At 46.4% G+C, this 18341-nt stretch carries 13 protein-coding genes; 7 read left to right on the top strand and 6 right to left on the bottom strand.

Annotation, left to right across the window (positions count from 1 at the left end):
* Positions 1–65: 65 nt before the first annotated feature.
* The 7 genes from SWH54_14600 (at position 66) to SWH54_14570 (ending at position 12135) form a co-directional block, all read left to right on the top strand.
* Positions 66–1610 (top strand): response regulator, encoded by a 1545-nt coding sequence (locus SWH54_14600; protein ID MDY6792489.1) that lies wholly within the window; start codon positions 66–68, stop codon positions 1608–1610.
* A 341-nt stretch (positions 1611–1951) separates the two neighbouring features.
* Positions 1952–5362, top strand: coding sequence for an FAD-dependent oxidoreductase (locus tag SWH54_14595; GenBank protein MDY6792488.1), 3411 nt, complete (start codon positions 1952–1954; stop codon positions 5360–5362).
* Between the two features lie 202 nt (positions 5363–5564).
* The gene (locus SWH54_14590) at positions 5565–5987 is read left to right on the top strand and encodes a hydrogenase iron-sulfur subunit (protein MDY6792487.1); all 423 of its coding nucleotides are present in this window, start codon (positions 5565–5567) and stop codon (positions 5985–5987) included.
* A 50-nt stretch (positions 5988–6037) separates the two neighbouring features.
* A complete protein-coding gene (locus SWH54_14585; GenBank protein MDY6792486.1) occupies positions 6038–7180 on the top strand; it encodes a Coenzyme F420 hydrogenase/dehydrogenase, beta subunit C-terminal domain in 1143 nt (380 codons plus the stop codon).
* A 37-nt stretch (positions 7181–7217) separates the two neighbouring features.
* Positions 7218–10685, top strand: a complete 3468-nt coding sequence (locus SWH54_14580; GenBank protein ID MDY6792485.1) for an FAD-dependent oxidoreductase — start codon at positions 7218–7220, stop codon at positions 10683–10685.
* 14 nt (positions 10686–10699) lie between these two features.
* The gene (locus SWH54_14575; protein ID MDY6792484.1) at positions 10700–11266 is read left to right on the top strand and encodes a 4Fe-4S dicluster domain-containing protein; all 567 of its coding nucleotides are present in this window, start codon (positions 10700–10702) and stop codon (positions 11264–11266) included.
* A complete protein-coding gene (locus SWH54_14570) occupies positions 11263–12135 on the top strand; it encodes a CoB--CoM heterodisulfide reductase iron-sulfur subunit B family protein (protein MDY6792483.1) in 873 nt (290 codons plus the stop codon). Before SWH54_14575 ends, SWH54_14570 begins: the two co-directional genes overlap by 4 nt.
* A 674-nt stretch (positions 12136–12809) precedes the next feature.
* Here SWH54_14570 and SWH54_14565 read toward each other — a convergent pair.
* The 6 genes from SWH54_14565 to SWH54_14540 all read right to left on the bottom strand — a co-directional run bounded on the left by SWH54_14565 (position 12810) and on the right by SWH54_14540 (position 18309).
* Positions 12810–13967 (bottom strand): hybrid sensor histidine kinase/response regulator, encoded by a 1158-nt coding sequence (locus SWH54_14565; protein ID MDY6792482.1) that lies wholly within the window; start codon positions 13965–13967, stop codon positions 12810–12812.
* A gap of 187 nt (positions 13968–14154) precedes the next feature.
* Positions 14155–14505 carry a response regulator gene (locus SWH54_14560; GenBank protein ID MDY6792481.1) on the bottom strand — a complete coding sequence of 117 codons (351 nt, stop codon included), beginning with the start codon at positions 14503–14505 and terminating at the stop codon, positions 14155–14157.
* 73 nt (positions 14506–14578) lie between these two features.
* Positions 14579–14959 carry a cytochrome c3 family protein gene (locus SWH54_14555; protein MDY6792480.1) on the bottom strand — a complete coding sequence of 127 codons (381 nt, stop codon included), beginning with the start codon at positions 14957–14959 and terminating at the stop codon, positions 14579–14581.
* Positions 14956–16311, bottom strand: a complete 1356-nt coding sequence (locus SWH54_14550; GenBank protein ID MDY6792479.1) for a 4Fe-4S dicluster domain-containing protein — start codon at positions 16309–16311, stop codon at positions 14956–14958. Before SWH54_14550 ends, SWH54_14555 begins: the two co-directional genes overlap by 4 nt.
* A 65-nt stretch (positions 16312–16376) precedes the next feature.
* Positions 16377–17036 (bottom strand): nitrate reductase, encoded by a 660-nt coding sequence (locus SWH54_14545; GenBank protein ID MDY6792478.1) that lies wholly within the window; start codon positions 17034–17036, stop codon positions 16377–16379.
* Between the two features lie 13 nt (positions 17037–17049).
* On the bottom strand, positions 17050–18309 hold the full coding sequence (locus SWH54_14540) for a WD40 repeat domain-containing protein (protein MDY6792477.1): 1260 nt from the start codon (positions 18307–18309) through the stop codon (positions 17050–17052).
* Positions 18310–18341: the final 32 nt, after the last annotated feature.

Below are 18341 nucleotides of genomic sequence, written 5' to 3'. Positions count from 1 at the left end.
CCCTTTTTTTATTTTCATCACCGCTTATTTGTTAGATTTTAAGTGAAACTTCATCGGGTTATATAATGGCGCCTTCTTTTGACTGGAAAATCCTTTTTATAGATGATGAAGAGGGTATCCGCAAGGTCATGCGCGTAACCCTGGAAGACGCAGGATATGAAGTTGCGACCGCACACGATGGCGAAAACGGGGTGCGATTGTGTAAAGAGGTGTCGCCGCATATCGTCATCACCGATGTCCGAATGCCTAAGATGGACGGAATTCAGGTTCTGGAAGCGGTTAAAAAGCTCAATTCGGATATCGAAGTGATCGTTGCCACCGCATTCGGAGAGATCGATCTTGCCATACGGGCGCTCCAGCTTGACGCTTCTGATTTTATCATAAAGCCGATAAACGATGAAATTCTTTTTCTTGCCTTAAACCGTGCTCAGGAGCGCTTCACTGCCAGAAAACAGCTCAGAGATCATACCACCCTCCTTGAAATGGGCTGGGCACAAACCACCCAGGAACTGATCAGGACCTTTTCCTTTCAAGAAAATCTAATCCAAAGCTCCATGGACGGAATTATAGGATGTGATGAAAACGACCATATAGTTACCTATAACAGAAGCATGGAGCATATGCTCGGGTACTCCAAGAAAGAGGTTCTCAGCCAAATGAACCTGGGGCAATTCTTTCCTCCAGGAGAAGAAAAACGGCTTAAGGAAAAGCTAAATGGCCCAGGATATGGAGGAAAAAACTTTCTTTTTTTATACGAAACCACCCTGTTGCGGCCATCCGGTCGTAAAATTCCGGTTCAGCTTTCAGCTTCCGTTCTGTTTGAGGGAGATCGGAAAACCGGGCTGGTATGTTTTTTTAGGGATCTTCAGGAAATTCGAAGACTGGAACGAGAGGTTGCGGATCAGGCCAGGATACTCCATCAGGATAAAATGATGTCTCTGGGAAGGCTGGCGGCAAGCGTGGTCCACGAAATCAACAATCCCCTTGCCGGGATCCTCAATTATATCCGCCTGATGGTTCGAGTATTAGGGCGTGGCGCTTTGGCGGAAGACCAGCGGGAAAAGTTCCGTAAATATCTCGACCTTGTGGAAAGCGAGACCAGCCGGTGCTCCCAGATTGTTTCAAATCTTTTGACCTTTTCCCGCAAAGCACCGATTTCCTTCGATCAGGTCAATGTGGGAGATCTGTTACAGCGGAGTATTCTCCTGTGTCAGCATAAACTCGAACTGAGCAATATTCGCCTCGAGCCTCGTATCGAGCCGGATATCCCCCTGGTTAAAGGAGATGCCAACCAGTTGCAGCAATGTATCATTAACCTGATTTTCAATGCCATTGATGCCATGGCTGAAGGCGGGTCTCTTTACCTTGAAGGAAGTTACGATTCCAAAAAAAATCTTGTTATACTAAAGGTAAGCGATACGGGACCGGGAATCCGCAAAGAAGATATTCCTCACCTTTTTGAACCTTTTTTTACCACAAAGGATGAGGGATATGGAGTCGGTTTGGGTCTTTCTACCGTTTATGGCATCATAGAACATCACAAGGGAACCGTAACGGCGGAAAGCCCCCCAGGTAAAGGAGCCATATTTACCATACAGCTTCCTGTATGAAATGGTAGTAAAATGAATCCCACCCGCATGATTATACATGCGATGATGACCGAAAATAGCCGGCATAAAAGCCCTTTAAGCCACCAACGAATTCCAACGGTAAAATAATTTCCTTGTAAGTTCATTTAGGATATGATACAGAATTTTATTGATATATTGGTGCTACCAGCTATCAAAATTTTTTTTCAATACCAGAAGATACAACGCATCCAGCCGAGGCATTCATGGTAAGAGTCCAGACCTTTCTGTAAAATTATCCGGATGCCGAGGAGCTTCTCCATTATGTTCGTAGACTCACACAACTTAAAAAATCAATGGTTTCAACTCAAAAGGGGGCATAAATGTCTATCAAAATAGGCTTTTACATTTGCCACTGCGGGATAAACATCGCCTATAAAGTCCGGGTGGAGGAAGTGGCGGACTTTGCCCGTAAACTTAACGATGTGGTAGTCTCTCGGGATTATAAGTTCATGTGCTCCGATCCCGGACAGGAGATGATTGAAAAAGATATTCAAGAATATGGTCTGAATAGAGTTGTGGTCGCTTCCTGTTCACCAAGATTGCATGAAAAGACCTTCCAGGGGGCCTGCCAGCGGGCCGGGCTGAACGCCTATTTTTTCCAGATGGCTTCGGTGCGGGAACAGGTTTCATGGGTGACGGAAGACGAGGATGAAGCAACAAGGAAGGCAAAGACACTGGCAGCCGCAGCCATCAACCGCGTGAAGCATCACTACAGTCTTGAAACCCGTGAAGTGAATGTTCTGCCGGACATCATGGTGGTGGGTGGAGGCATATCCGGAATGCAGGCGGCGCTGGATATCGGCAACTCAGGTCATAAAGTATATCTGGTGGAGAAAGAAACCACCATCGGGGGACATATGCTCCAGTTTGACAAGACCTTTCCCACTCTCGACTGCGCGGCCTGTATTGGCACCCCTAAAATGGTTGATGTCGCCCAGAACCCGAACATTGAACTGCTCTCTTACAGCGAAGTACAGGAAGTATCCGGTTATATCGGCAACTACACGGTCAAGATCCGTCGAAAACCCCGATATATAAAAGAAGGTGTGTGCACAGGATGTGGTGAATGTACCAAGGTCTGTCCGGTGACTGTACCGAGCGCATGGGACGAAGGGCTTGGAGATAGAAATGCTATTTACCGATCCTTTCCCCAGGCGGTTCCCATTACATTTTGTATAGAAAAAAAAGATCGGGCACCCTGTGTGATTACCTGCCCGGCCGGTATCAATGTGCATGGATATGTTCAGCTGATCGGCCAAGGTAAATATCTTGAGGCTGTTCAGCTGATCATGGAACGACTTCCGCTTCCCGGTGTGCTTGGTCGGGTTTGCCCTCATCCCTGTGAATTTCAGTGCCGCAGGATGGAGGTCGACACCGCGATTGCCATCAGAGATTTAAAGCGTTTCGCTGCAGATCAGGTAAACCCGGATGACTTGACCGTGCCTGAAATAAAGGATCGCCCTGAAAAAGTGGCTGTGGTAGGTTCAGGTCCGGCAGGCTTGACTGTGGCCTATTATTTGCGGTTGAAAGGTTTTCAGGTAGCCATTTTTGAAGCCCTGCCTATTTTGGGCGGCATGCTTCGCGTGGGCATTCCTGATTACCGTCTGCCTCCGGAAATTCTGGATAAGGAGATAAACCATATTCTCAGCTTGGGTGTAGAAGCCCAGACCGATGTTAGATTCGGCTCGGACTTTACTCTTAAGGATCTTGAGGACCAAGGATTTTCCGCCGTTTTCCTTGGAATTGGGGCTCACGGTTCCATGAAAATGCGTGTTTCCGGTGAAGATGAGACTATTGGCGTCATTGATGCGGTTAGTTTTCTCCGGGATGTAAATCTGGGCAATAAAAAATGTCCTGGAGATAAAGTGGTGATCGTTGGTGGTGGAAATGTCGCCATTGATGCGGCCCGTGTTGCAAAACGCCTAGGCGCACAGGCCGTTTCATTGGTTTATCGACGCTCAGAACGTGAAATGCCGGCTTATGAAGAAGAAGTTCACGGTGCAGTAGAGGAAGGGATAAATTTTCACTATCTCACCGCTCCGGTCAGAATAGTGGAAAAAGACGGGAAGGTCACAGGATTTGAGTGCATAAAGACGAAACTGGGAAAGCCTGATGTCAGTGGACGACGTCGACCAGTCCCTGTGGAAGGCTCTGAGTTTATTATTGACTGTAATGCGATCATTCCGGCCATTGGCCAGAGAATAGATTCGTCCTGGATGGACAAGGAACCTGAATTGAAATGGACTTCGCGGAACACGATTGAGGTAAAGCCTTATACGATGCAGACCTCAATCCCCCATGTGTTCGCCTGTGGTGATTCGGTTACCGGTCCCGCAACGGTTATTGAAGCAGTTGCATCAGGACATAAAGCTGTTGAGGCTATTTGCCAGTTCATCGAAGGCGAAGATCTTCAACTGTATGCGGAACAAATGGAGGCGGAGAATCCTCCGGGCCAGGACTGGAAGGAAATTGGAAAAGACATTTCAACAGGTGTAAGGGTCCGGTCACAGTTTAAAGACCCGCAGGAAAGGATCCATTCCTTTGAGGAGGTGGACCTCGGATTTTCTGAAGAAGAAGCCCGGATGGAAGCTTTGCGCTGTTTGAACTGCGGTATATGCTGTGAGTGTATGGAATGTGTCAAAGTCTGCGAGGCACAGGCCATAGACCACACCATGAAGGAAGAAGAAATAGAGGTTCAGGTGGGCAGCATCATCCTGGCGACAGGATATGATGTAATGGATCCTACACCAATGAAACAGTTCGGCTACGGCACATATCCGAATGTTTTTACCAGCCTTGAGTTCGAACGTTTGAGCAATGCCACCGGCCCCACCGGCGGACAGATTCTGATTAGAGATGAAAACGGGGAATTGACTAAAGCCCCAAAAAGTGTTGCGCTGCTTCATTGTATCGGAAGCCGAGATGTGAATTATCATGATTATTGTTCGAGGGTCTGCTGTATGTACGCCCTAAAATATACTCACCTGATAAAAGAAAAGGTTGGGCACGATACAAAAGTTTATGATTTTTACATTGATATGCGTTGCTTCGGTAAAGGGTACGAAGAATTTTACGAAAGGTGCCAGAAGGAAGGCACTAATTTCATAAGAGGCAAAGTGGCTGAAATTTCCGATCAGGCCACAACGCCTGAAGAAGAGGGCAAACTTATCGCCATTGCTGAAGATACGCTGCTGGCCAGCCGTTTACGCGTTCCGGTGGATATGGTTATCCTGTGTGTGGCCATGGAGGCTAGAAAAGATGCCATCGATGTGGGAAGGGTTTTTGGAGTCAATATTGGCGCAGACGGTTTTTTTCTGGAAGAGCATCCAAAACTGGGGCCACTCAATACGGCTACGGACGGAGTATTTCTCGCCGGAGCCTGCCAGTCCCCTAAAGATATACCTGATGCAGTCGCCCAGGCATCAGGGGCGGCCGCAAAAGCTCTTGCTTTAGCGACAAAGGGATATGTCCAGGTCCCTTCAACCATTTCCTGGATAGATCCGGATGTTTGCGCCGGTTGCCAAACATGTATCAACCTTTGCCCTTATACTGCCATTGAGTTTGATGAGCGTAGAGGGGTGTCGGTGGTAAATGAGGCTATCTGCAAAGGTTGCGGAAGTTGCAGTGGATTTTGCCCAAGTGGCGCTGCGCAGGTCAGACATTTTAAAGAAAAGCAAATTTTTGCAGAACTGGATGGTATCATGGATGCCCTGCATGCGGTAGGCCAATAGTCTGAATGCGGCTAAAATGTTACCGAATATGCCCATTCGGAAAAAAAGGTCGCATAATTTCAGTTCTGTAAGCCTTCACCGGTGCTGCAGATGTGCGTGCTCAGGGCGACCAGCTATAGTCTGCTATGCTGGTTGCCCTGAGCACGTTCAGATGCGGTGCCTGTGAAAGCTTACCCGAATTTTAATAGTCTTGGAGGAGATCATGGAAGATTTTGAACCAACCATCATCGCTTTTGTTTGTAACTGGTGTACATACACTGCCGCCGATCTGGCCGGAACTTCCAGATTGAGCTATCCAAAAAATGTCAGACTGATTCGGGTGATGTGTACCGGAATGGTCGACCCCCAATATGTGATCAAGGCATTTTTAGAAGGAGCTGATGGCGTCCTTGTCAGCGGATGCCACCCCGGTGACTGTCATTATATCAATGGAAATTATAAGGCTCGAAGAAGGATCAAGCTTTTAAAGGAGATCCTTCCTCAATTCGGTTTTGACGATAAACGGCTGAGATTAACCTGGATTGGAGCAAGCGATGGAATCCAATTCGCTGAAACAATGCGGGATCTGGTTACTCAGATCAAAACCCTCGGCCCAAACGATGCCAAGTTAAAGATGGTTATTTAGTAAGCTGGATTATCTGCCAACCAGCTTAACAGCTAATTTTGGAGGACACTATGGCGATCAGTGCAAAACTTAACGTAACAGACCAGAATCTTTTAACATCACTTAAGGATTTTTTCCGATCCATCCTCCAACTGGAAGATGTCAGCGCAATTCTGGTCCCACAACACCTTCCCATGAAGAATGTTGTCATGCCCACCCTTATCACAGACCCTGAACGTCTGGACGGTGTTGACCCCTTAGCACCGATGTTCCCTGCAAATACAGCCAAGCTTGTTTCCAAACTCACACGCAAACCGGCAGGAGGAAAGGTAGCGGTGGTGTTGCGTTCATGCGAGATACGCGCGTTCATCGAACTGGTGAAACTCAAGCAGGGTTACCTGGATGAACTGGTAATCATAGGAATCGATTGCCTTGGCGCTTATAAAAACAGAGATTATTTTAAATTTGTCGGAGAGGACGGTACCGAATCGACTAAAAAGTTTTACCAAAATGTACTCTCCGGAGGAGAACCAGCCATTGATGGCGTTGACATTGCAACAGCCTGCAAAGCATGTGAACACCCTGTTCCCGAAAGCGCTGATATTATTATCGGGCTTTTTGGTCTGGATACAAATAATCAGCTTCTGGTTCAGGCCAAAAATTCCAGGGGAGAAGAAATATTAAACAGACTGGATCTTTCCAGAATGGAAGAACCCCAGGCTCGAAGAGATGCCGTTGAATCACTTATCACCCAGCACATGGACTATCGCGATAAAATGTTTGCGGAAACCACCTCGGCAACCAACACCCTGGAAAAGCTGACCCAATATCTTGCCAATTGTATTAACTGCTACAACTGCAGGGTGGCCTGTCCGGTTTGTTACTGCAAGGAGTGTGTGTTTGTTACGGATGTCTTTAACCATGAGCCATCCCAGTATCTGAAGTGGGCCAAGAGAAAAGGGGCGATAAAGATGCCCACAGATACTGTTTTTTATCACATTACACGTCTGGCTCATATGAGTACCGCCTGTATTGGATGCGGGCAATGCTCCAATGCTTGTCCCAACGACATTCCGGTCATGGAGCTGTTCCGTACGATATCTCAGCAAACCCAAAAAGCATTTGAGTATGAGGCGGGAAGAAGTATCGAGGAAGATCCACCCCTGTCTGTGTTTATGGAAAATGAGCTTGCCGATGTGGTGGGAATATCATAACAAACAGATGAGTCGCTGAATATATTTGGAGGTCATTATGAACAAAAAGATCGGCAAGGCATTGGTGGTTGGGGCAGGAATCAGCGGTATTCGGGCTGCCCTCGATCTGGCTGAAACCGGTTATGGTGTCACTCTCATAGACCGTGCACCGCACCTGGGTGGAATCTTAAGCCAACTCGATTATCAGTTCCCCACCGATCGATGCGGTATGTGTAAAATGCTTCCCCTGGTGGACAGGGATGCATCTTCCCAGTATTGCCTTCGTAAAGGGCTTTTCCATCGAAACATAGAAATTCTGCTTTCCACCCAAATTGCATCCGTGGAAGGAGAGCCTGGTAACTTTGCGGTGATGCTGGATCAAAAACCAGCCTGGGTGGATCAGGAACTCTGTACCGGGTGCGGAGCCTGTGTTCAGGTATGCCCGGTGGAAGTCCCGGATCTTTTCAATACCGGTCTGGCTTCTCGAAAGGCGATCTATCTTCCTGTCCCCCACTCCATCCCAAATTCTTACGTGATTGATGTAACTGCCTGTACCCGTTGTGGAGCCTGTGAAGAGGTTTGTCCCACACAGGCCATACGTTTATCCCAGCAGGAACGTAAAAAATTTCGCATTCTGGTGGTTGACGATGAGTTAATTCTTCGCGACTCGCTTAAAGCCTGGCTTGATGATGAGGAAGGTTTCACGGTGGACACGGCAGGATCAGGACCGGAAGCCCTTGAGCAGCTGGAAAAATCGACCTATAATATCATGCTGCTGGATATAAAAATGCCGGGAATGGATGGCGTTGAAGTTCTTAAGAAGGCCAAAGAGTCTTTCCCCGATCTGAACGTGGTGATGATGACGGCATATGCGACTGTTGAGACCGCCGTTGAAGCAATGAAAATCGGCGCTCTTGATTACCTGATTAAGCCGTTTGAGCCGGATACTCTTATCCCCAAAATACTGGGTATATATGAAAAATTAGAGGCCACCCGTGGACGTGAACTTCAGGTCGGAGCCATCGTCCTTTGCGGAGGAACCGACTATTTTGATCCTGCCACCGGAAAGGACACCTTCGGATACGGGATGTATCCCAATGTGGTGACAAGTCTGGAGTTCGAAAGAATCATGAGCGGAACCGGGCCGTATCAGGGAAAACTGGTTCGTCCAGGTGACGGTAAACCGATTAAAAAGGTGGCATGGATTCAGTGTGTGGGATCACGAGACATGCAGACCGATGCAGATTTTTGCTCCAATATATGTTGCATGTACGCCATCAAGGAAGCTCTGGTTGCCAAAGAAAAGACAAACCACAAGCTTGAAGCTACCATTTTCTATATGGACATGCGAACCTTTGGTAAATCTTTCCAACGATATCGCGACAGGGCGGAGACTGATCACGGTGTATGTTTTAAACGGGGGCGTGTCCACTCGGTGATAGCGGACAATACGCAGGACAAACCCAGTGGTGATTTAATACTTCGATATATGGATATGGGCGGCAAAGTCCATGATGAAAAATTTGACATGGCAGTACTCGCCGTTGGCCAAAGACCTTCCTCCGGTACGGCAGAGTTGTCAGAAACGTTGGGGATTGATCTCAATGAATGGGGATTTTGCCAAGTAGAACCATTTTCATACTCAAGAACGGTTAAGGAAGGTATCGTGATTGGCGGTAGTTTTTCCGGACTTAAGGACATAAGCGAATCGGTCATACAGGCTTCTTCAGCGTCGTTGGCTGCATCCCGCGTCATCCATGCCGCAGGTGGCAGCCTTTCGTCTGATTCCCCACCAGATACGGTCTTTACTGATGTTTCAATGGACATACCAAAGGTCATGGTGGCGGTCTGTACCTGTGGTGATGTGCTGTTAAAAAGCATAGATACTGACCAGCTTAGCACACGTCTCATGACGGACCCTGAAGTAGACCAGGTGGTCTTTGTTGAGCAAACCTGCACTGCCGATGGATGGGAATCTCTTGTTGAGCAGGTGAAAAAACATGAACCCAACAGGATTCTGATCGCGGCTTGTCTTCCCTATGTATACGCACGAAAAATCAGGGAACTGGGCCATAAGGTCGGTCTTAATCCTTCCCTTATCGATGTGGTGGACATACACACATTGCTGAAAAATGAAATTTCAGAGAATGAGGACCAGGGCGGCTTTGATCCTTTTGGCTTTTGCCTTTCAGCTATTGAAATGGGAATTGCAGGAGTGAAACATCTTGATCCGTCTCCCTTAGCTACAGTTCCTGTTTCCCAGCGGGCACTGGTGGTAGGAGGGGGAATTGCTGGCATGACAGCCGCTTTAGCTGTGGCAGATCATGGATTTGAAGTGGATATTCTGGAGCAAGGCGAAGTGCTTGGCGGCAATCTCAACTGGCTCAAACAGACACTCGACGGCCATTCAACCCAGGCCCTTCTGAATGAAACACTTTTGAAGGTGGAAAAGCATCCTATGATACAGGTGCATACCGGTATCCGGTTGACGGGCGCATATGGCCAGGTGGGTCGATTTTATACCACCATGGAAGATGAAGATGGAGCTGTAAATACGCTTGAACATGGCATCACCATCCTTGCCACCGGAGGGAGGGAAGCCGGTACGACCTCTTATGGCTATGGTTCCAGCGAGGCCATAGTGACTCAAATGGAACTGGAGATGAAGCTAAGTGAAAACAAGATCGATCCTGGCCAACTCGAGTCTGTGGTTATGATCCAGTGTGTCGATTCAAGACAGGAGCCGCGGAACTATTGCAGCCGTGTATGCTGCGCAACCGCATTAAAAAATGCCCTGAAATTAAAGGAGCAAAATCCCGACATCGCTATTTACATTTTTTACCGGGATATGATGACTTACGGATTTACCGAAACCTATTACACCCAGGCACGAAAAGCGGGTATTATTTTTATCCAGTACAATATCGATAAAAAACCTGAAATGAATGTGGTCGACGGATCGGATAAGCCGCTTATGATAAGTGCGTTCGACCCGATTCTGGGGCGAAATATCGAAATCAACGCAGATCTTGCAGTACTGGCCACCGGTGTTGTTCCCAGTCTACCAGACGAATTGGTACAGTCCTTTGGGGCGAACGTCGATCAGGACGGTTTTTTCCAGGAAGCGGAATCAAAATGGAGACCGGTAGATTCGCTTAAAGAAGGCATTTTTGCCTGTGGTCTGGCGCATTCACCGCGGTCTATTGCTGAATCCATCGCAACGGCTGAAGCCGCGGCACAGCGTGCTTTAAGAATTCTTTCAAAGAAGAACCTGCCTGCAGGAAAAGTGGTGGCAAAAGTACGTCATAGTATCTGCAGTCTGTGCGAATTGTGTATTGACGCCTGTCCATATGGTGCGCGAACAATCGATAAGGACCTTGAACAGGTGCTGGTTAATCCGGTGATGTGTCAGGGCTGCGGTTCGTGTGCAGCGGTCTGCCCCAGCAGCGCTTCAATTCTCGAAGGATTTCCCATCCATCGGATGTTGGATGTCATAGACGCAGCCCTGGTGGAGACATTATACTAAGAGAGGGAATTTTAATGAATCAACCTGCACCACAAGAAAATGATTTTGCCGTTGTTTCCGATCCATTGGCTCCGGTCAGAGAAATGGTCCAGTCATGCATACAGTGCGGAACCTGCACAGGCTCGTGCCCGAACGCCTTTGCCATGGATTCCACACCCCGTAAGCTCTGGCGCATGGTAATGATGGGGCAAAAAGATGCCATATTCCAAAGCAAAACCTTTGCCCTTTGTTCCGACTGTTATTACTGTACGCTTCGATGCCCCCGAGGACTTCTTCTAACCGAAGCGATGGATGCACTCAAGCAGATAGCTGCAAAGGAGAACCTGAAGCTTTATAAGAAGAGTGTTCGCTTTTATAAAAGCTTTATGGAAAGTGTTCGCCGTCACGGCAGAGTTAGGGAAATGGAGTTCATGACTCTTTATTTTTTTTCCATGAAGGATCCTTTTCTACCTTTAAATTTTTCCCTACTGGGGATGAAGCTGATGAGTAAGGGTAAAGTTTCCGTGGAGATTCCATCAAAAGGAAAACGCCGGTTAGAGCCATTATTTCGAAAGGTAGAGGAACTGGAGGACAGGCCATGAAATACCAATACTATCCGGGTTGTTCTCTGGAGGGAACGGCCCTTGAATATAACATTTCTACTCAAGCCTTCATGCATGCGGTGGATGCAGAACTTGTGGAAATAGACGACTGGACATGCTGTGGAGCCAGTGCAGCCGAGGCTACCAGTCATCTTTTATCTTTGGCACTTCCGGCCCGTAATTTAGCCCTGGCAGAAAAGATGGACGGATCGAATGATATTATGGTTCCATGCAGTGCCTGTTACCTGAACCTGAAAAAAGTGGAACAAAAAATCAAAAAGGATGCGGATCTTCTTCAAAAGTTAAATGATGTGCTGGAGGAGGAAAAAATCAGTCTGCAGGGCAAACTGCGCGTCCGGCATCTTCTTGACGTTGTTTCTCAAGATATAGGACCGGGTAAAATAAAGAACCGGGTAAAGAAGCCTTTGACCGATCTTAAAATCGCACCGTACTATGGATGCCAGTGTCTCCGACCGTATGCTGTTTTTGATGATCCTGAAAAACCCAAGTCTATGGAACCACTCATTGAGGCAATAGGTGCTAAGGTTTATCCATGGGAGATGGGGGGAAAATGCTGCGGCGCCTCTCACATGAACACCAAGATGGAGGTCGGACTGGAGCTCGTTCATGCCATTTTACATGGTGCCGTGGGGGCGGATGTCATTGTTACGGTTTGCCCCATGTGTCAAATGAACCTAGAGGCTTATCAACAGAAGATTTCCAAGAAGTATCAGGAAACTCTGTCCATAACAATTCTTTATCTTCCACAATTGCTGGGGCTTGCCATTGGTCTATCGGAAAAGGATCTGCGACTTGATCTGAACCTGGCCATTACCAAAGACTTTCGGAAAAAACTTAAAGAAATGTGACCAGGTACTACTTATCTATTGGGTTGGGGGGTTTCTCCCCAAAGGCCTTGTTGGTGAGCTGTCAGTGCTTTACTGATTTTCATCTGTCCGCCTGGGGAATAGGCTAATCGCCCGTTGCAATCCTTAACAAATGATTACAATGCCCCGCAGCCGCCCCCTATCCATTGCATAAAACTCATACAGGCAGAGACGATCATTGCCGCCGTGGGGATCTGTCTACTGGGGCTGGTTGAAATCTATAGTAATTCTCATAAATATGTTCCGTTTTAAATGAGGAAACTGTCTGAGTGTATTATACCGCTTGCCATAAATATGTTCCGAAATATGGAATTGCGGTATAAGTGGTTGTAGAAAAAAACGTTTCGATAACGGAACGTTTTTTTGACAACCACTATAGAAGTCGTTAAGAAAGAACTTAAGTGCAATATGGTTAATTTATGGTAGTCGTTGTCATACTGAAATTAATTATAATAGAGACCGTGAGTTCTTTCTTTACGATTTCTTATATACGAGTTTTTCATCGTTTAAAACGGAATATATTTATGAGAAACAGTATAATCGAAGCGAGATAGCTGCCGTAGGTCGGTCCCCCAATAATAATGTTAAGGATTGCAACGGGCGATTAGCCTATTCCCCAGGCGGACAGAACAGAGATTGAATAACTCTCCGACTCCTCATTTAGCTTGCTTTGAAGACGCTGTTTTTATAAATTCCGGCAATTTTTTCGGCAGTCTAATGCAAAAATGTGATCCGTGGCCGGGTGTGGAAGCCACTTCTATTGATCCTCCATGCTGACCGATGACCTTGCTTGCGATAAAAAGACCCAACCCCGTTCCCTGACTTCCCTTGGATGAGAAAAAAAGATCAAACACCTTTTTCTTGGTGTCACTGTCCATACCAATTCCGGTATCATGCACATCAAACCTGATATCATTTTTATCCTGTTTTACTTCAAAAACAATTTTATGATAATTTTTTGATGACTGTTTTATGCAGGCATCTATAGCGTTTTCCAGGATATTTATAATGGCTGACCTAACAAAACCCGGGTCTATCTCAAACTCACCGAGTGATTTTTCAAAATTTTGTACAAATTCAATCTGTTTTTCTTTTATTTTTGGTTCAACCATCGAAGCCACATCCCTGGTAAAGCTTAATACATCAACCTTTTCAGTCTTCAGCTCCCGTTCTTTGGCATAAAAAAGAATGTCCAGAACCATCTTCCTTATACGATCAACCATCTGCTTTACAATCCCCCAGCCCTCTTTGAGCTGGTCCTGATCGTTTTTTGCAATACCCGAGTCCAGAAGATACATCCCCCCATCCAGGCCGGTCAACATGCCTTTTATGCCGTGGGAAATGGAACTTATTCTGAGACCCAAAGATGACAGGCGGTCCTGCAAAGCCGACTTTTCATGTAGGAGAGCTTCGAGGTTTTGCGTGTACTCTCTTAATTGCTTTCTGACAATGATATTATCATGGGCTTTTTTAAGGGCAATTTCCATAATATCATCATTGATCGGTTTAGTGATAAAATCGGTTGCCTTATGCTTCAGACTGGTGATCGCAAGATCCATATCTCCGTGACCGGTAATCATGATGACTTCAGTGTCTGGGTTTAGCCGTTTGATATTCTTAAGCAGTTCTATACCGTCCATTCCCGGCATTTTTATATCGGTCATGACAATGGGGGGAGATTCGGTTTTGAAAATACGGAAAGCTTCCTGGCCATTTTCTGCCAGAAATACCCGATATCCGGAATCGGATAGGGTGATACCAAGAACCTTTCTGATGCCTTCTTCATCATCTACAAGCAATATTTTTTTTTCCATATCTTAGTATTCCATTCGGAGGGTAATCGTGTGGCTGGCGACAATCACCCATCCCCAGTAGAACAGGTGGTTTAAGTCTATGAACAACGCTTTGCTCTGCCGCATAAGGTTCATGCAAAGTCGTTTATTGAATTCAGAGGAAATTTTCGGCTTGTAAAATACTGGAAGCCGGTTTGACAGGACCGGGTTAGCCGATTGTGTTTTTAACTATCCCCACCACTTTTTCCGGATCAAAGGGTTTTTTAACAAAGGCCACGGCATTTTTTATCGCATGGTCACCATCGATTCCACTGATAACAATGACCGGTATCTTCTTTAATTCTTTGTCTTGAATTAATTTTCGGTAAAACCTCGGTCCCCACTGGTCCGGCATCTGAATGTCGAGTGTGATCAGGTCCGGCTTTTCCTGTCTGACAACTTCCAGGCCTTCCGAAGTGCTGCCGGCACTGCATGTTTCGTATCCGTTATCGCTGAAAACAGCTTGGAGATATTTAACAACCACAGGATCATCGTCGATTATTAAAATCTTTTTTGCCATGGTAAACCTCTCTTTGTTGTTGATGTAGGATTGAAGCAACAGGCAGATATCTTCATCGAATCATTTCCGGCAATCATTTTTGGTGGCATTCACCGCACATGATCGGGCCTTTTTTTTGTTTTAGATGGCATCCCTTACAGTTCATATGATAGGCTTTCATCAAATCCGGTGCGCTGCCGGTTGATTTCAATTCATGACAGTCTGAACACCGCCGGTCCTCGGAAGACTCGTCTTGCATTAGCTTTCCGTCCTCATATACATGGTGACATTGGTTGCATTCTTCAATTCCGGCTTTTTCATTATGCTCATCATGGCGAAAAACAGAAGAGGTTCTCTCCGGTTTTGGAAAAACACTATTGTCAACGAAAGTCATTTCTTCCTGAGAATATGCCGATACAAACAAAAATGCGGTACCCACTGTTATGGCGAAAATAAATACGGCCGCTTTTTTCATTCTTTTTCTCCTTCTTCCACTTCCGGTTTCTCCATGACTTCATAGAGGATATCACCTATGAACTTTATCTCCTGCCCGACGCCGTAATGATGATTAATATCTTCAAGACCACTGTGGCAGTTGTGGCAGGGTGCAATAAGGGTCTGGGCTCCTTTTGCTTTTGCCGCAAACAACTGCTCTGCTTTTACCCGGTTGCCGTCAATTCGTGTCATTTTATATGGAGGCCCACAGTTGATCACCCCACCACCGGCACAGCAGCAGTAGTTGTGTTCACGGTTGGGATGCATTTCAATCAAATTCTCACAAATTGCGTTTACCACATAACGGGCCTTTTCATGAAGCCCTCCCCCCCTGACCACATTGCATGGATCGTGGAGGGTCACAGGGGTTTCATATTTTTTCTTAATCTTTATTTTACCTTCTTTTATTATTTCATAGTAGAAATCGATCGCATGGACGATGGGTATGGGGGGCATCTGCCATCCGAGCCAGCGATTCCCCATATCGTAAACCGAACGAAAAGCGTGACCGCACTCTCCCATAACAATTCTCTTTACCTTAAGCCTGGCCGCTGTTTCATAGTGAGCCCGTTTAATTCGTCCCATAATTTCATTATCACCGGTAAACATGGCCATATCGCTGTTGTCCCAACCCATTGTAGCAGGCATGGTCCAGTTCACACCTGCAACATCCAGGATGACAGCAGCCTGGTAAATCAGTTGCGCTTGAAATTTCGGTTCAGGAGCGATTACGGAGTACATGATGTCTGCCCCCTCTTTTTCCAGAGGGATCCTTAAGGTCGGAATTTCGGCCTGGGCTTCCTCTTCCTGCCACTGCAATGTATCCGGCCATTCATCACCCTTGACCCACATCTGATTCAGGGTCACTGAATGACTGTGGGCGGTATCCTGAATATACTGAGGGGTGCAGCCCAGTCGGTGAACAATCCGCCTGACCACCGTCATTATGTAAGCAATGTCTATCCCGAATGGACAATACTGCGCGCAACGCTTGCATAGATTACATTCGGTGTGAGCAATCACAGCGGCCCGTTTGATAAAATCGGGGCTGACTTTCCCCTTTTTCCGCAACATTTCCCACATGGTTTGCTTTACTTTCCCCACCGGTGAAAAAGAAGGATCGTTATCATGGGAAAGATAATAATGACACGCTTCGCTGCAAAGACCACAATGGATGCATGTTTCAACATAAGTCTTCAAGCGTGCACCGGTTTCATTTTTGATTACGCTGTTTATCACTTTTTCTATTCGGTCATCGGTAAGTTTTGCCTTACCTACGTCTAACCCAATATCAGAGATCGTTTTTTCTGCAATTTTTGCGGGTTCTGCCATGTTAATAATCTCCCCAATGAGCCAATTTCAATTAAAAAATGAGTGATCCATATCACTGCTTAGACTTACCAGTCCTTTGCCCCTCTAACACTGCCGAATTCAGATCCCATATATGCCCTGGTGAAAGGTGAGAACAACATATGGCTCAAGCGGGTAAAGGGAATTGCAATCAGCATGATTTCTCCGGATACAATATGGAGAATCATGAATAGCGGGTAATTAAACCACTGATGATAAGCGATAAACCCCGTGATAAACGGTGCGGCCACAACAGCCAGTATTGCGTAGTCTGACACCGTGGTTACGAACTGAATCTCCGGGGACACCAGCCTGCGGACGAGAAAAAAAACGCAGGATCCGACCACGATAAGGGTCATTATATCCGCCACGTCATCGGAAAGGGTCCATAAGCGGATATTCCAGGATTCATCCCAAAGAATTGCGTGTGATAAAAGAAAAACAGGTGTTATGACAAGACACAGGTGAAAAGCAAAGGTCACAATAGTTAACACAGGGTGCCTTTTCCAGTTAACGGTGGCAAAAGGTATGATCCAGTGAAAAATAGAGCGCAGACTGTATTTGAAACTCATGTAAGTATAAATGAATTTTTCTTTTTTATTAATAAGATAGAGCATGTTTATCAGTCGGTACAGGCCGCCTGCGATAAAGATGATGAAAGCTGCCCATGCGAGGGGGCCGGTTACAAAATTATAAAGATCGTGCATTTTCCCTCCTTTATCAGCATATATCGCCGACCGGAATAATACGTCTGTAATATACACCATCTTCAATGGTTCTGAGGAGAATCTTACTGCTGTCCGGGCTGAAGATCGGGTCCCACACATTTCCACATTCTTTATTCCACAACTTATCATTAACCGCTATGGTGTATTTTCCGTTCTTTTCCACTTTTGTGGCCACCCGTTTGCTGTCCGGGCTGAAAACAGGTTTCCATGCCATGTCAAAGGTGTTTGACCATAGTGAGCCATCCACGGCAACTTTCCATGAATCACCATCCTTGGCAAGGGTTGCCAGCCTTTGGCTGTCCGGGCTGAAAACCGCATCGGTAACAAAATCCTTGAAAGTGACCGACCAGGGCTTGCTGTCCACGGCCAGTGTCCATCTTCCGTATTTTGGAGCCACAATGGCTGCCAGTTTTTTTCCGTCAGGACTGTACATCTGGTGCCACAGCTGAAAAAACCTTTGATCCCATATCAGGTTGCCATTTTCTGCCAGGGTCCATTTTCCGTCCACCCGTATCGGGGCAACAACGCCATTTCCCCGGGGATTGAAAATCGGCTCCCAGATGCAACTGAAAGTTTTATCCCAAACCACGCCGTCAACAGCAACGGTGTAATCGTACAAATTGAGCCTGACTTCAGCAGAAAGCTTTTTGCTGTCCGAACTGAAGGCCATATTCCATACATTGACAAACTTCTTGTCCCAGGCTATACCGTCTATCGTTGCAGTGAATGCACCTTCCTGAAATTTGTGAATTTCAGCTTCGCCGAATTCTCCCACTTGAACTGCGGCAGCTGTTCTTTTTCCATCCGGGCTTAAGGCTGTATTGGTCATATTGGGATACATCTTTTCCCAAACCACACCGTTTACTGCCATACCATACTGCATGTCCTGTTGAACCGAAACCGCAATATTTTTACCGTCCGTACTGAAAACTGTATCCCATGCGTAGCCGAATTTATTTTCCCAGGCAATACCATCCACCGCAACCGTCCATTCAGCCATTTCCGACACCAGAGCGGTTAAACGGCCATCTGGCGAAAATCGAAGGTACCAGATTTTATCAAAAACGCTTTTCCATATTTCTCCATTTACACATACGGAGAATTCGCCTTCATCCAGGTTAACAATTGCAGCCACCTTCTCTCCGTCAGGACTGGCATAAGGTTCTTCAACCCATTTAAATTTATCATTCCAATGGCCCGTTGGAATCTTTTTTTCACCGATTTCCCAATCCCAACTCTCTGAATTTACCATGTACCTTCTCCTTTTTGTATATTGACCATTTT

Source organism: Thermodesulfobacteriota bacterium (genome assembly GCA_034189135.1).
In the GTDB taxonomy this organism is placed as follows: Bacteria; Desulfobacterota; Desulfobacteria; order Desulfobacterales; family JAUWMJ01; genus JAUWMJ01.
The sequence above is the reverse complement of the archived record's forward strand: the minus strand, read 5'-3'. Positions and strand labels throughout refer to the sequence as shown.

Coding starts and splice junctions, on each gene's coding strand:
- SWH54_14600 (MDY6792489.1), top strand. CDS start 66: ATGGCGCCTTCTTTTGACTGGAAAATCCTTTTTATAGATGATGAAGAG.
- SWH54_14595 (MDY6792488.1), top strand. CDS start 1,952: ATGTCTATCAAAATAGGCTTTTACATTTGCCACTGCGGGATAAACATC.
- SWH54_14590 (MDY6792487.1), top strand. CDS start 5,565: ATGGAAGATTTTGAACCAACCATCATCGCTTTTGTTTGTAACTGGTGT.
- SWH54_14585 (MDY6792486.1), top strand. CDS start 6,038: ATGGCGATCAGTGCAAAACTTAACGTAACAGACCAGAATCTTTTAACA.
- SWH54_14580 (MDY6792485.1), top strand. CDS start 7,218: ATGAACAAAAAGATCGGCAAGGCATTGGTGGTTGGGGCAGGAATCAGC.
- SWH54_14575 (MDY6792484.1), top strand. CDS start 10,700: ATGAATCAACCTGCACCACAAGAAAATGATTTTGCCGTTGTTTCCGAT.
- SWH54_14570 (MDY6792483.1), top strand. CDS start 11,263: ATGAAATACCAATACTATCCGGGTTGTTCTCTGGAGGGAACGGCCCTT.
- SWH54_14565 (MDY6792482.1), bottom strand. CDS start 13,967: ATGGAAAAAAAAATATTGCTTGTAGATGATGAAGAAGGCATCAGAAAG.
- SWH54_14560 (MDY6792481.1), bottom strand. CDS start 14,505: ATGGCAAAAAAGATTTTAATAATCGACGATGATCCTGTGGTTGTTAAA.
- SWH54_14555 (MDY6792480.1), bottom strand. CDS start 14,959: ATGAAAAAAGCGGCCGTATTTATTTTCGCCATAACAGTGGGTACCGCA.
- SWH54_14550 (MDY6792479.1), bottom strand. CDS start 16,311: ATGGCAGAACCCGCAAAAATTGCAGAAAAAACGATCTCTGATATTGGG.
- SWH54_14545 (MDY6792478.1), bottom strand. CDS start 17,036: ATGCACGATCTTTATAATTTTGTAACCGGCCCCCTCGCATGGGCAGCT.
- SWH54_14540 (MDY6792477.1), bottom strand. CDS start 18,309: ATGGTAAATTCAGAGAGTTGGGATTGGGAAATCGGTGAAAAAAAGATT.